The sequence below is a fragment of the Kribbella sp. NPDC051770 genome, from assembly GCF_040681455.1.
Taxonomy (GTDB): domain Bacteria; phylum Actinomycetota; class Actinomycetes; order Propionibacteriales; family Kribbellaceae; genus Kribbella.
The window spans coordinates 222,560-234,850 of sequence record NZ_JBFAYT010000008.1 but is presented as its reverse complement, the minus strand read 5'-3'; the positions used below and the strand labels follow the sequence as shown (position 1 = coordinate 234,850).

General features: G+C 70.9%; 15 protein-coding genes. 6 read left to right on the top strand and 9 right to left on the bottom strand.

Annotated features, from left to right (window positions below):
- Positions 1–82: 82 nt before the first annotated feature.
- From AB0M01_RS26195 to AB0M01_RS26185, 3 genes are all read left to right on the top strand, one after another.
- On the top strand, positions 83–928 hold the full coding sequence (locus AB0M01_RS26195; RefSeq protein ID WP_363673919.1) for a PAC2 family protein: 846 nt from the start codon (positions 83–85) through the stop codon (positions 926–928).
- A 92-nt stretch (positions 929–1,020) separates the two neighbouring features.
- On the top strand, positions 1,021–1,788 hold the full coding sequence (locus AB0M01_RS26190; RefSeq protein ID WP_363673917.1) for a L,D-transpeptidase: 768 nt from the start codon (positions 1,021–1,023) through the stop codon (positions 1,786–1,788).
- 11 nt (positions 1,789–1,799) lie between these two features.
- On the top strand, positions 1,800–2,696 hold the full coding sequence (locus AB0M01_RS26185; RefSeq protein WP_363673915.1) for a hypothetical protein: 897 nt from the start codon (positions 1,800–1,802) through the stop codon (positions 2,694–2,696).
- 81 nt (positions 2,697–2,777) lie between these two features.
- On the opposite strand, the gene mshC is transcribed toward AB0M01_RS26185, so the two are convergent.
- From mshC to AB0M01_RS26165, 4 genes are read right to left on the bottom strand one after another with little or no spacing between them, the layout of a single operon-like run.
- Positions 2,778–3,998 carry a cysteine--1-D-myo-inosityl 2-amino-2-deoxy-alpha-D-glucopyranoside ligase gene (mshC, locus tag AB0M01_RS26180; protein ID WP_363673913.1) on the bottom strand — a complete coding sequence of 407 codons (1,221 nt, stop codon included), beginning with the start codon at positions 3,996–3,998 and terminating at the stop codon, positions 2,778–2,780.
- Between the two features lie 51 nt (positions 3,999–4,049).
- Positions 4,050–4,838, bottom strand: a complete 789-nt coding sequence (locus tag AB0M01_RS26175) for an SCO1664 family protein (RefSeq protein WP_363673911.1) — start codon at positions 4,836–4,838, stop codon at positions 4,050–4,052.
- A complete protein-coding gene (locus AB0M01_RS26170; RefSeq protein ID WP_363673909.1) occupies positions 4,835–5,410 on the bottom strand; it encodes a DUF3090 domain-containing protein in 576 nt (191 codons plus the stop codon). The genes AB0M01_RS26175 and AB0M01_RS26170 overlap by 4 nt, the downstream gene beginning before the upstream one ends.
- A 14-nt stretch (positions 5,411–5,424) precedes the next feature.
- Positions 5,425–6,132: a histidine phosphatase family protein gene (locus tag AB0M01_RS26165; protein WP_363673907.1), complete on the bottom strand. Its 708-nt coding sequence runs from the start codon at positions 6,130–6,132 to the stop codon at positions 5,425–5,427.
- A 42-nt stretch (positions 6,133–6,174) separates the two neighbouring features.
- Here AB0M01_RS26165 and corA point away from each other — a divergent pair, with 42 nt between their 5' ends.
- Positions 6,175–7,158 (top strand): magnesium/cobalt transporter CorA, encoded by a 984-nt coding sequence (gene corA, locus AB0M01_RS26160; RefSeq protein ID WP_363673905.1) that lies wholly within the window; start codon positions 6,175–6,177, stop codon positions 7,156–7,158.
- Positions 7,159–7,275: 117 nt separating this feature from the next.
- Here corA and AB0M01_RS26155 read toward each other — a convergent pair whose 3' ends face one another.
- The gene (locus AB0M01_RS26155; RefSeq protein ID WP_363673902.1) at positions 7,276–8,103 is read right to left on the bottom strand and encodes an undecaprenyl-diphosphate phosphatase; all 828 of its coding nucleotides are present in this window, start codon (positions 8,101–8,103) and stop codon (positions 7,276–7,278) included.
- 3 nt (positions 8,104–8,106) lie between these two features.
- Complete coding sequence (locus AB0M01_RS26150) at positions 8,107–9,165, bottom strand: LLM class F420-dependent oxidoreductase (RefSeq protein ID WP_363673900.1); 1,059 nt, start codon at positions 9,163–9,165, stop codon at positions 8,107–8,109.
- Between the two features lie 51 nt (positions 9,166–9,216).
- On the opposite strand from AB0M01_RS26150, the gene AB0M01_RS26145 reads away from it, so the two are divergent.
- Both AB0M01_RS26145 and AB0M01_RS26140 read left to right on the top strand, forming a co-directional pair.
- Complete coding sequence (locus tag AB0M01_RS26145; protein WP_363673898.1) at positions 9,217–10,158, top strand: aldo/keto reductase; 942 nt, start codon at positions 9,217–9,219, stop codon at positions 10,156–10,158.
- Positions 10,159–10,186: 28 nt separating this feature from the next.
- Positions 10,187–10,372 carry a DUF5703 family protein gene (locus AB0M01_RS26140; RefSeq protein ID WP_363673895.1) on the top strand — a complete coding sequence of 62 codons (186 nt, stop codon included), beginning with the start codon at positions 10,187–10,189 and terminating at the stop codon, positions 10,370–10,372.
- Positions 10,373–10,379: 7 nt separating this feature from the next.
- Here AB0M01_RS26140 and AB0M01_RS26135 read toward each other — a convergent pair whose 3' ends face one another.
- The 3 genes from AB0M01_RS26135 to AB0M01_RS26125 are packed head-to-tail and all read right to left on the bottom strand — an operon-like array spanning position 10,380 to position 12,249.
- Positions 10,380–10,547: a hypothetical protein gene (locus AB0M01_RS26135; RefSeq protein ID WP_363673893.1), complete on the bottom strand. Its 168-nt coding sequence runs from the start codon at positions 10,545–10,547 to the stop codon at positions 10,380–10,382.
- On the bottom strand, positions 10,541–10,876 hold the full coding sequence (locus AB0M01_RS26130; protein WP_363673891.1) for a hypothetical protein: 336 nt from the start codon (positions 10,874–10,876) through the stop codon (positions 10,541–10,543). Before AB0M01_RS26130 ends, AB0M01_RS26135 begins: the two co-directional genes overlap by 7 nt.
- 41 nt (positions 10,877–10,917) lie before the next feature.
- Positions 10,918–12,249, bottom strand: coding sequence for a M20/M25/M40 family metallo-hydrolase (locus tag AB0M01_RS26125; protein ID WP_363673889.1), 1,332 nt, complete (start codon positions 12,247–12,249; stop codon positions 10,918–10,920).
- Positions 12,250–12,291: the final 42 nt, after the last annotated feature.

The window sequence follows — 12,291 nt, the reverse complement described above, 5'->3', positions numbered from 1 at the left end:
GACGCACGGCGGACGGCGGAGACGTAGGCTGGCAGTCCGGTCCGAACTTCGGACCGGAGACGACTAGGACAGGGGGTGGCGAGTGGTCGACCTCGCGAACCTGCGGGACCCGGTCGTGATCGCCGCGTTCGAGGGCTGGAACGACGCGGCCGACGCCGCGACCGGGGCGGTGGACCACCTCATCGAGCAGTGGGACGCCGAACTGGTCACCGCGATCGACCCCGAGGACTACTACGACTTCCAGGTGAACCGCCCGACCGTCGCCTTCGACGACGACGGCCAGCGCCGGCTCACCTGGCCGACCACCCGGGTCTTCCTGGCCCGGCCCGAGGACACCGACCGCGACGTGCTGCTGATCCGCGGCATCGAGCCGAACATGCGCTGGCGCACGTTCTGCCGCGAGCTGCTCGCGGTCGTCGACGAGTCGAACGCGCAGCTGGTCGTCGTACTGGGTGCGCTGCTGGCCGACTCGCCGCACACGCGCCCGATCCCGGTCAGCGCGTCGTCCTCGGACCCGGAGCTGACCGCGTCCTGGAGCCTCGAGCCGTCGACGTACGAGGGCCCCACCGGCATCTCCGGCGTCTTCGCCGACCTGTGCGGCACGCTCGGCGTACCGGCGGTGTCGATCTGGTCGGCGATCCCCCACTACATCGCCGGCACCCCCTGCCCGAAGGCGTCCCTCGCCCTCCTCGGCAAGGTCGAGGCCCTGCTCGACCTCCCCATCCCCGAGGGCGACCTCCCCGAGCTGGCCCGCGCCTGGCAACGCGGCGCCGACGAGCTCTCCGAGGAGGACCCGGAGGTCGCCGAGTACGTCGCGACGCTCGAGGAGCAGCGCGACACCACCGACCTCCCCGAGGCCTCCGGCGACGCCATCGCCGCGGAGTTCGAGCGCTACCTGCGACGGCGCAACAAGAACCATCCGGAGTAGCCGGAGAGCTGCGTACTGTGGCGTAACTTCGCGGATCGCTCTATCGTCGTCGAACGGCAAGCAAGCGTTTGGCGAGACGGGGACGTTGGGGCATGGCGCGGGAGCAGCGGGGTGGCGGGTCGGTGGCGGCGGTGGCCGTGCTGGCTGTGCTGGGGATCGCGGGAGCCGTCGCGTTCCTGGACGACGGGAAGCCGGACGTCGATCTGAGCACGCTCGCCGCGTCGTCGACGCACGCCACGATCAGTACGGCGCCGTTGGATGCGCAGCCGTTCGCGGGGACCGACGGGGTCGTTGTGCATCCGCGGGTGGAGACGGCGGTGTTCACGGCACCCGACGCGGAGCCGTTCGCGAAGGTCGGGCCGGAGCAGTTCGGGGCGACCTGGTTGCCGGTGGTGGAACGGGTCGAGGGGTGGGTCCGGGTGTTGCTGCCGTCGAAGCCGAACCGGTCGACGGGGTGGCTGGCCGACGAGGATCTGGATCACGCGTCGTCGGCGTACGTGATCCGGGTGCACACCGGGTCGCGGACGCTGGAGCTCTTCGAGAGCGGGAAGCGGCTCGGCAAGTGGAAGGCCGGCGTCGGGGCGCAGAAGACGCCGACGCCGTCGGGGCGGACGTTCCTGCTCGGGTCGATCATCGACCCGAAGCGGTCGGCCTCGCCCGTCGTGCTGCCGCTGGGTGCGCACAGCCCGACGCTCGACACGTTCGGCGGCGGACCGGGCACGGTCGCGATCCACGGGTGGCCACGGCCCGACGTGTTCGGTGCGGCGGTCAGCGCCGGCTGCGTCCGGGTCCCGCAGACCGCGCTCGACCGGCTGCAACGCGTCCCGCTGGGGACGCTCGTTCTGATCGACAGCAAATGAGGGTGAGACTGATGCGACGACACATCGTTCCGGCGGTCACGACGGCCGCGGCCGTCACCGGGGTCGTGGTGCTGACCCTCGTCACCGCTGCCGCGCCCGGCAACGCGACCGACCGGCCCTCGTCGGCGTACGCGATCGGGGCGGACGGTCAGGTGCCGGTCGACCGTACGCCGTACGTCGAGTCGCGCGACGGCCGTGAGCGCAGCTCCTCGGCGCTCGAGCTGCCGAAGAACCCGTTGCTCTCGGCCCGCGCCGCGACCGTCACCGCGGGGAACGACAAGGCCTCGGTCGAGCTCCTCGACGTCACCCTCGGCAAGGGCGCGCTCGACGCCGTCCAGCTGCCGCCAGACCTGAAGAAGTCGTGCGCCTCGCTCCCGCCGACCGGCGCCGGCGACCTGCCGATCCCGGATCTCCCGCTGCCCGATCTCGGCCTGCCGCTGCCGGACCTGAGCACGGCCGACCTCCCGGTGAAGAACCTGCCTGATCTCTGCAACCTGCTGCTCACGCCGCCGAGCTCGATCCTCGGGATCGACTCGGTCAACGTCTGGTGCGCGGGTGACCAGGGCGGTGTCGACATCGGTTCGCTGACGCTGCTCGGGCAGAAGCTCCAGGTCCCGGAGACCAAGCAGGGCGCGGTGATCCCGGCCGCGCCACTCGCGACGATCTCGGTCAACCAGCAATCGCAGCAGGCTGACGGGTCGTTCACCGTCACGGGTCTGACGATCAACCTCGGCGACGGTGCTCAGGTGATCCGGCTCGCGTCGGCGACCTGTGCGAAGCCGGCCGCGAAGACCACGCCGAAGCCTCAGCCGACGCGTCCCCAGCCGGTTCCGGGGACCGATGTCGGCCGTCCTCCGGCCGCGCCCGTCCCCACGCCGGTGAAGACCCACCACCCGGTCACCGGCTGACACTCAGACCGCACACCGCCGCGCCGAGGCGCGGGAGGGAGAGCGGGAGCGGGCGCCAGCGCGGGCCAGGGCGAAGGCCGGCTAGAGCTTGATCCCCAGCAACCCGTCGACCGCCTGAGCGACCAGCGCCGGCGCCTCGGTGTCGTCGCCGTTGCTCTCGGCCCACGTGTCGATCGCCGACAGCGCGGCCACCGTGTCGAGGTCGTTCGTCAGCGCCGCCCGCAGCGCCTCGACCGCCGCCGTACCGTCCGGACCGGTGCCCCGGGCAACGGCTCCGCGCCACAGGTCCAGCCGGTTCTGGGCGTCGAGCAGGTCCGCGTCCATCCAGAACCACTCGGTCCGGTAGTGGTGCGCGAGCAGCGCCAGCCGGATCGCCATCGGATCCGTCCCGCCCTGCCGCTCGCGGGAGACCAGAACCAGGTTCCCCTTCGACTTGGACATCTTCTCGCCGTCGAGCCCGACCATCGCCTGGTGCACGTACGCCCGGGCGAACGGGTGCTCACCGGTCGCCACCTGGGCGCCGCTGGCCGACATCTCGTGGTGCGGGAAGATCAGGTCGGTCCCGCCGCCCTGGACGTCGAACGTCATCCCGAGGTGCTTGAGCGCGATCGCCGAGCACTCGACGTGCCAGCCCGGCCGGCCGCGACCGAAGGGCGACTCCCACGACGGCTCCCCCGGGCGCTCCGCGCGCCACAGCAGGCTGTCCAGCGGGTCGCGTTTGCCCTCGCGGTCCGGGTCGCCGCCGCGCTCGGCGAACAGCGCGCGCATCGTCTCGCCGTCGTAGTTCGAGACGCTGCCGAACGCCGGGTCGGCCTTCACCGCGAAGTACAGGTCGTCGTCGACGGAGTACACCGCGCCCGCGCGCTGCAGGTCCCCGATCGCGTCGCTGACCAGGCCGATCGACTCGACGACGCCGACGTACTCCTGCGGAGGGATCACCCGCAGCGCGGTCATGTCGTCGCGGAACAGCTGGATCTCCTGCTCGGCCAGATCGGTCCACTCGACGCCGGTCGCGGTCGCGCGCTCGAGCAGCGGGTCGTCGACGTCGGTGATGTTCTGCGTGTAGTGCACGCCGTACCCGGCGTCACGCCACAGCCGGTTGATCAGGTCGAACGTGACGTACGTCGCCGCATGGCCCATGTGCGTCGCGTCGTACGGCGTGATGCCGCAGACGTACATCCGGGCCGTGCCGTCGGCGCCGGGCGGCACCTCGACCAGCCCACCGGACGCGGTGTCGTAGAGGCGAAGACGCCGGGCCGGCCCGGGTACGACCGGGATGTCTGGATTCGTCCACGCCTGCATGAGACGGAGCCTATCCAGTCAACCAATCAACTATGCGTCCAGGTCCAGGGATCAGAACGCCGGCCACGGGATGGCCGGCCAGTCGTCGCTCGGCAGCGGGTAGGTCCCGGTCTTCAGCAGCGTCGCGCAGCGCTCCCGCGTCGCCGACAGCTCGACCGCGGTGATCAGCGTGCACAGCTCCTGCCCGAACGCCCCGGCCAGCCCGTCTGCGAGCTTCCGTACGTCGTCCAGCAGCTCCTCGGCCACGGCCTCACCGGCCCAACCCCACAGCACCGTCCGGAGCTTGTCGTCGGCGTTGAACGTGACGCCGTGATCGACGCCGAAGACCCGCCCGTCGCCCGGGTTCAGTACGTGGCCGCCCTTGCGGTCGGCATTGTTGACCACGGCATCGAACACCGCCATCCGCCGCAGCTGCTCGTTGTCCGCGTGCACCAGCGTCACCGGGTTGTGCCGGCCGTCCAGCGCGTCCAGCACCCCGACCCACCCGGCCGGGACGCGCCCCTGCGGGACGATGTCGACCAGCTCGGTCTCCCCCGGCGGCAGCTCCGCCTCGTCGATCCAGAGCTGGACCATGCCCTCGCCGAGCGGCCCGTCGCGCAGCAGCGTCGGCGGTACGACGTGCCAGCCGAGCGCCTCCGACACGACGTACGCCGCGTACTCGCGCTGGGCCAGCGTGCCGTCGGGGAAGTCCCACAGCGGGCGCTCGCCCTGGACCGGCTTGTAGACGACCGTGGCGGTCTCGCCGTCCAGGCTGACCTCGCCCTGGAAGGTGCCGTTCGACGCGGCGACCAGCCGCCCGTTCAGGGACAGCTCGCCGCGTGCGAGCAGGTCCGGGTTCATTCGCGGACGTGCCTGCGGTAGCCGTTGGCGCGCGGGCAGATGTGGCCCTCGGGGTCGATCGGGCGGCCGCAGAACGGGCAGCTCGGCCGGCCGGACGCGACCAGCGCGACCGCCCGGCGGGCGAACGCCCGGGCCTGCTCCTCGCTGATCCGGACGATGAACACCTCGGAGTCCTCGGACTCCATCGCCGCGGCGACCGGGTCCTCCTCCTCGAGCTCGGCCTGCTCACCGGTGACGACCGCGAACACCTCGATCACCACCCGCTCGGCGTCGGCCTCCCAGGCCAGCGTCATGGTGCCGGCCCGGAACTCCTCCTCGATCGGCTGCTCGAGCGGGTCGGTGTCGTCGACGCCGGTGACCGTGGCCGGCTCGCGGTCGAACCGCCGGGCCACCTCGTCCAGCATCACGTCGAGCCGCTCCGCGAGCGCCATCACCTGTTCCTTCTCGCAGGCCACCGAGGTGAGCCGGGTCCCGGCCCGGGCCTGCAGGAAGAAGGTGCGGGCCCCGGGCTCTCCCACGGTGCCGGCGACGAACCGGTCCGGGTCGTCGTACGAATGCACTACACGCGCCATGCCACAGACCCTATCTACCGGCCGCCGACAACCGCGTCCGAGGAGGGTGCCGCGGACTTCTTGGCGCCGCGCTTCGTCTTGGGCGGCGGCGGGACGAGCGAGGCCAGCTCGCTGCCGGAGTCGTTCAGCCGGACCAGGAACGGGCGGGTCGCGGTGTAGGTGATGATCGTCGTACTGGCGGTGTCGACGACGATCCGCTGGAAGGTGTCCAGGTGCTGGCCGAGGGCGTCGGCGACGATCGCCTTGATCACGTCGCCGTGCGACACCGCGACCCAGAGCGCGTTCGGCCCGTGGCTGGCAGCCAGCGCGGCGTCGTGGGCGCGGACCGCGTCGACCGCGCGCTGCTGCATGCCGCGCATCGACTCGCCGTTCGGGAAGGTCACCGCGGACGGGTGCTGCTGGACGACCGCCCAGAGCGGGTCCTTGGCCAGCGTGCTGATCTTCTGGCCGGTCCAGTCGCCGTACCCGGCCTCGGTCAGCCGCCGGTCGGTTGCCGGACGCAACCCGGGGTGGTGCTTGGCGATCGCCGCGGCGGTCTGCTTGCAGCGGTCCAGCGGGGACGTGACGATCGCGGCCAGCGGCAGCTCGGCGAGCCGCTCGGCGACGGCAGCGGCCTGCTGCACGCCGGTGTCGTCGAGCTTGACGCCCGGAGTCCGGCCGGCCAGGACGCCGGACGTGTTGGCACTGCTACGGCCGTGCCGGACCAGAATCACCGTGGGCATAGACCGCACGTTATCCGGTCCGCGCAAGTGCCCGGTGGGATAGTGGGTCTTGTGATTGTCGACTGCGGGGTGTACGCCGAGGGCGAGCGGATGGACCTGCCCGCCGACCCGGAGACCGTCGCGCAGGCGATCGACGACCACGGCGAGAGCTTCGGCTGGGTCGGCCTGCACGAGCCGTCGGAGCACGAGCTGACCCGGGTGCAGAAGCTGTTCGGGTTGCACCCGCTGGCGGTCGAGGACGCGCTGAAGGCGCACCAGCGGCCGAAGGTCGAGCGGTTCGGCGACTCGGTGGTCGTCGTACTGCGCACGCTCTGGTACGTCGACGCCGGCGACGCGGTCGAGACCGGCCAGGTCAGCGTCTTCGTCGGGCCCCGGTACGTCGTCACGGTCCGGCACGGCGAGGGCGCGCCGCTGACCACCGCCCGCAAGGACCTGGAGGAACGCGCCTCGGTCCTCGGCCACGGCCCGGCCGCCGTCCTGTGGGCGATCTGCGACTCGGTCGTCGACGGCTACGAGTCGGTCGCCGAGCAGGTCGAGATCGACGTCGACGAGGTGGAGAGCTCGGTCTTCTCCCCCGAACGCACCAGCGACGCCGAGCGGATCTACCTGCTCAAGCGCGAGGTGCTGGAGATGCGCCGCGCGATCGGCCCGCTGCGCGACCCGATGGAGGCGTTCGCGCACGGCTCGGTCCCGCTGGTCTCGAAGGAGGCCGCGCCGTTCTTCCGCGACGTCGCCGACCACGTGATCCGGGTCTCCGACCAGACCGACGCCCTCGACACGCTGCTCAGCTCCGCGCTGAACGCGCACCTGGCCCGCGTCTCGGTCCAGCAGAACGACGACATGCGCCGCATCTCCGCCTGGGTCGCGATCGCCGCGGCGCCGACGATGCTGGCCGGCATCTACGGCATGAACTTCACCAACATGCCCGAGCTGCGCTGGTACTACGGCTACTTCGCCTGCCTGGCCCTGATGGCCGTCGTCTGCACCACCATGTACGCCGGCTTCCGCCGCGCCGGCTGGCTGTAGCCCGGCTCGGCCCGGCCCGCTCCGGGCTGCTCGGACACCAACTGGGGGCCTGGGACAGGTTATTTCCTGTCCCAGGCCCCCGGTTGGTGTTCACAGCCGCGGGAGCGTACCGGCGTACTAGGTCGCGGTGATCGTGCTCGTGGCCAGCAGGATGACGATGACGATGCCGAGCAGCACCCGGTAGAAGGCGAACACCTCGGTGGTGTGCTTGGCGACGAACTTGATCAGCCAGGCGACCGACGCGTAGCCCACGATGAAGCTGACGACCGTCCCGACCACGACCGGGACGACGCCGACGTCGCCGTTGAGGGCCTCAGGCAACTGGAAGATCGCGGCGCCGACCAGCGCCGGGATGCCCAGCAGGAAGGCCATCCGGGTCGCCGCGACCCGGTCCAGGCCGCGGAACAGGCCCGCGGTGATCGTCGCGCCGGAGCGCGAGACGCCGGGGATCAGCGCGAGGCACTGGATGATGCCCATCACGATCGCGTCGATCAGCGTGATCCGGGTCAGCGGGCGGGCCTTGCTGCCCAGGCGCTCGGCGGCGACCATGAAGAACGACCAGCCGATCAGCGACCCGGCCACCCACCACATGCTGCGCAGCGGGCCGGAGATCAGGTCCCGGAAGACGAACCCGACGACGCAGATCGGCAGCGAGCCGACGATCACGAACCAGCCCATCCGGTGGTCGAACTCGCCCCGGTACTCCGGGTGCCGCAGCCCCTTGAACCAGGCCACGGCGTACGTCCTGATGTCCTTCCACATGAACAGCACAACCGCCGCGATCGCGCCGAACTGGATCACCGCCGTGAAGGCCGTGATCGCCGGGTCGTCGATCTGCTGACCCAGGATCTTCGAGGTGATGGTCAGGTGCCCGGTGCTCGAGACGGGCAGGAACTCGGTGAGCCCCTCGACGATGCCGAGGATGATGGCGTCCCAGATGGACAAGTCTCAGTCACCGATCCCGGCGTGGTCGAGGGCTTCGGACACCTGGCGCAGGGCGGCGACCCGCTCGTCCACCGTCGAGGCGAACGGGGTCAGGGCGAGCGTGGTGGCCCCGGCTTCGGCGTACGCCGTGAGCTTGTCGGCCATCCGCGCCTTGTCGCCGAGCAGCGAGATCGCGTCGATGAAACCGAACGGGACGGCCGCCATCGCCTCCCGGTGCTGCTTGGCCAGGTACAGGTCCTGGACCTCCTTGGCGGCGTCGGCGTAGCCCATCCGCACCGCGAGCTGGTTGTAGAAGTTCTTCTCCCGGCTGCCCATCCCCCCGACGTACAGGGCGGTGTAGCCGCGGATCGGGTCGGCGGCGGCCTGCAGGTCGTCGCCGGTCATCACCGGCACGGTCGCGACGACGTCGAAGCCGTCCAGGCCGAGGCCGGGCTCGCGCGTCGCGCGGCCCGTCCGGATGTGGTTCAACTGTTCTCCCAGGTACGCGGGGTCGTTCAGGATGCCGAGCCAGCCGTCGGCGATCTCGCCGGCCAGTTCGAGGTTCTTCGGCCCGACCGCCGCAAGGTACACCGGCACGTGGTCACGCAGCGGGCGGGTGGACAGCTTCAGCGCCTTGCCCGGGCCGTCCGGCAGCGGCAGCGTGAAGTGCCTGCCGTCGTACGCGATCGTCTCGCGGCGGAGCGCGCGGTTGACGATCTCGACGTACTCGCGGGTGCGCTCCAGCGGCTTCGCGAAGCGGACCCCGTGCCAGCCCTCGGACACCTGCGGGCCGGACACGCCGAGACCGAGCCGGAACCGGCCGCCGGACAGCCGGTCGAGGGTCGCCGCGGTCATCGCGGTCATCGCGGGGGTCCGGGCGGGGATCTGCAGGACGCCGGCGCCGACGTCGATCGTCGAGGTCTGCGCGGCGATCCAGGTGAGCAGCGTCACCGCGTCCGAGCCGTACGCCTCCGCGGCCCAGGTGACCGAGAAACCGAGCGCTTCGGCCTCCTTCACCAGCCTCAGGTGATCGAGGTGGTCGTCGCCACCGAGGACGAAGCCGATGTTGAGTCCGAGTCGCATGACAGGCGAGCCTAACGAGCCGTTCCCGGTCGTCGGCAATAGGCTCGGTGTATGCAGCAGCGCTATCTGGGTCACAGTGGTCTGGCGGTGAGCCGCCTCGGACTGGGCACGATGTCCTGGGGCCGGGACACCGACGAGCACGAGGCCCGTGAACAGCTCGCCGCCTTCGTGGCGGCGGGCGGGACCCTGATCGACACCGCGGCGGCGTACGGGGACGGTGACAGCGAGCGCCTGATCGGCTCGCTGATCAGCGACGTCGTCGACCGCGACGACCTGGTCATCGCGACCAAGGCGGGGTTCAGCGTCCGGCGCGGCGAACGGATCACCGACACCTCGCGCGGTGCGCTGCTCCGCGATCTGGAAGGGTCGCTGCGGCGGCTCGGCGTCGACCACATCGACCTGTGGCAGCTGCACACCTGGTCCGACGACGTACCGCTGGAGGAGACGCTCTCGGCGCTCGACCACGCGGTCAGCTCCGGCAAGGTCCGGTACGTCGGGGTGTCGAACTACGCGGGCTGGAAGTCGGCCCGGGCCGTCACCTGGCAGCAGGCCTGGCCCGGTCGCGCCGTACCGGTCTCGAACCAGGTCGAGTACTCGCTGCTCGCCCGCGACGCCGAAGCCGACGCCATCCGCGCCGCCGGTGGGCTCGGCATCGGCGTACTGGCCTGGTCGCCGCTTGGACGGGGCGTGTTGACTGGGAAGTACCGGACCGGGATCCCCGCGGACTCCCGGGCCGCGTCTCAGCATCTGTCCAGATTCGTCGACCCCTACCTCGACGGCCGCGGTTCGGGCATCGTGGAAGCGGTCGCCCGCGCCGCCGACGGGCTCGGCTGGAGCCCGCTCGAGGTCGCCCTGACCTGGGTCCGGGACCGGCCGGGCGTGACGGCGGCCATCGTCGGCGCCCGGACGGCGATGCAGTTGAAGTCGGTGCTGGGAACGGAGGAGCTCACCCTTCCGCCGGCCATCACGGCCGCGCTGGAGGATGTGTCGTGAGGTAACGCCTGAAGTGACGGAGGTGCGGATGGCCGAGTACGAGTTGCAGCAGTTCGAGGTGTCCCGAACAGAGTCCCGCGGAGCGGTCCGCCGCCTGCTCACCGAACACGCCGAGTACGGCGGCTGGGAACTCGCCCGGCTGCGGCGGTATCCCGACGGGCGCCGAAAGGTGTGGCTCCGGCGGCGCATCATCAAGGTGATGCGGACGCTCTGAGCACTTTCTACAAGTCGTGCCGCACCCAGACATTCGGCTCGACGTACACCGCATGGTCATGCTCCGCATCGCACATCACCGGCGCCAGCGCCTTCGGCACCAGCACCGGCCCCGTGCGGTCGAACGGCAACCCCGTCCACGCGCGCCACTCCCCCAGCGTCCCCGCGATCACCATCGACCGCGGCGCGACCCCGATGATCGTTGCACCCGCCCGCGATCGAGATCGTCGCACCCCACTGCATCACCTGATCCCACCCGCCAGCCGGCAGCTCCGTCCGATCCCCGGACCCGAAAGCAAAACCCGATGCTCCGAGCATGCGCGACCAGCTCCCCGTCCTCGGTCGCGATCAGGCACTGATCGGCGAACTCCTCCGTCACCCGCCACAGCAACGCATCCGCGATCAGGTCGTTCAGCATGAACCGCGGCCACACACCCCAGAAGTCCCCCAGGTACGGCGTGACCTCCGGCCGCTCGGCCAGCGTGGTGATGACGATCTCGGGCATCCCGGCCAGCATCCCACCGGCAGCCGAGCCCCCAGCGGTTTTCAGGCCTCCGTCAGGAACCGGTCGAGCACCCGCGAGCCGAACTCCAGCGACGCCGTCGGGACTCGCTCGTCGATGCCGTGGAACATCCCCATGAAGTCCAGGTCCGGCGGGAGTTGCAGCGGGACGAAGCCGAAGCAGCGGATGCCGAGGCGGGACCACGACTTCGCGTCGGTGCCGCCGGACATCAGCAGCGGCGCCGTACGGGCCTGCGGGTCCTCGGCCGCGAGGCACGACTTCATCGCCTCGACCAGGCCGCCGCTGAACTCGGTCTCCAGCGCGATGTCCTCGATCACCGTCTCGCGCTGCACCTTGTCGCCGAGCAGTTCGTCGATGGTGGCGAAGAACTCGTCCTCGTACCCCGGCAGGAACCGGCCGTCGATGTGCGCCTCGGCGTCGCCGGGGATGACGTTCACCTTGTAGCCGGCGTTCAGCATCGTCGGGTTGGCGGTGTTGCGGATCGTCGCGCCGAACATCCGGCTGAACGAGCCGAGCTTCGACAGCACGCCGGACCGGTCCTCGGGGTCCAGCTCGGTGCCGAGCAGGTCCTCCAGCGTCTTCAGGAACTCGCGCACGGTCGGCGTGATCCGCAGCGGCCACTCGTGCTCGCCGATCCGGGTCACCGCCCGCGCCAGCTCGGTGACCGCGTTGTCGTCGTTCACCATCGACCCGTGCCCGGCGGTGCCGCGGGCCTTCAGGCGCATCCAGTTCATGCCCTTCTCGGCCGTCTCGATCAGGTACAGCCGCAGGTCGTCCTGCACGGTGATCGAGAACCCGCCGACCTCACCGATCCCCTCGGTGCAGTCCGCGATCGTGTCCGGGTGGTTGTTGATCAGCCACTGCGCGCCGTACAGGCCGCCGGCCTCCTCGTCGGCCGTGAACACCAGCCGCACCGGCCGCCGCGGCTTGACCCCGGCCCGCTGCCGCGCCCGGACCACCGACAGCACCATCGCGTCGAAGTCCTTCATGTCGACCGCACCGCGACCCCAGACGCACCCGTCGAACATCTCACCGGCGAACGGATCGACCTTCCAGTCCTTCGGGTCCGCCGGTACGACGTCCAGGTGCCCGTGCACGAGCAGCGGGTCGGCCGACTGGTCCTCCCCCTCCCAGTGCGCGACCAGCGTCGCCCGCCCCGGCTCCGACTCGTAGATCGTCGACTCGATCCCCACCTCGTCGAGCTTCGCCGCGACGTACTCCGCCGCACCCCGCTCGCCGTTGCTCTTCCCGTTGCCGTAGTTGGTGGTGTCGAAGCGAATCAGCTCGCTGCACAGCTCCACCACCTCCGCATCCGGCCGGTACGACGTGCTGTCGGGGGTCGTCGGAGAAGTCATGAGCCCATCCTGCCCCACGGGGGTGGTTGATCCACACCGACC

Coding starts and splice junctions, on each gene's coding strand:
- mshC (WP_363673913.1), bottom strand. CDS start 3,998: ATGCAGGCGTGGACGAATCCAGACATCCCGGTCGTACCCGGGCCGGCC.
- AB0M01_RS26190 (WP_363673917.1), top strand. CDS start 1,021: ATGGCGCGGGAGCAGCGGGGTGGCGGGTCGGTGGCGGCGGTGGCCGTG.
- AB0M01_RS26140 (WP_363673895.1), top strand. CDS start 10,187: ATGGCCGAGTACGAGTTGCAGCAGTTCGAGGTGTCCCGAACAGAGTCC.
- AB0M01_RS26130 (WP_363673891.1), bottom strand. CDS start 10,876: ATGCCCGAGATCGTCATCACCACGCTGGCCGAGCGGCCGGAGGTCACG.
- AB0M01_RS26135 (WP_363673893.1), bottom strand. CDS start 10,547: ATGGTGATCGCGGGGACGCTGGGGGAGTGGCGCGCGTGGACGGGGTTG.
- AB0M01_RS26165 (WP_363673907.1), bottom strand. CDS start 6,132: ATGCCCACGGTGATTCTGGTCCGGCACGGCCGTAGCAGTGCCAACACG.
- AB0M01_RS26175 (WP_363673911.1), bottom strand. CDS start 4,838: ATGAACCCGGACCTGCTCGCACGCGGCGAGCTGTCCCTGAACGGGCGG.
- AB0M01_RS26150 (WP_363673900.1), bottom strand. CDS start 9,165: ATGCGACTCGGACTCAACATCGGCTTCGTCCTCGGTGGCGACGACCAC.
- AB0M01_RS26125 (WP_363673889.1), bottom strand. CDS start 12,249: ATGACTTCTCCGACGACCCCCGACAGCACGTCGTACCGGCCGGATGCG.
- AB0M01_RS26170 (WP_363673909.1), bottom strand. CDS start 5,410: ATGGCGCGTGTAGTGCATTCGTACGACGACCCGGACCGGTTCGTCGCC.
- AB0M01_RS26145 (WP_363673898.1), top strand. CDS start 9,217: ATGCAGCAGCGCTATCTGGGTCACAGTGGTCTGGCGGTGAGCCGCCTC.
- AB0M01_RS26185 (WP_363673915.1), top strand. CDS start 1,800: ATGCGACGACACATCGTTCCGGCGGTCACGACGGCCGCGGCCGTCACC.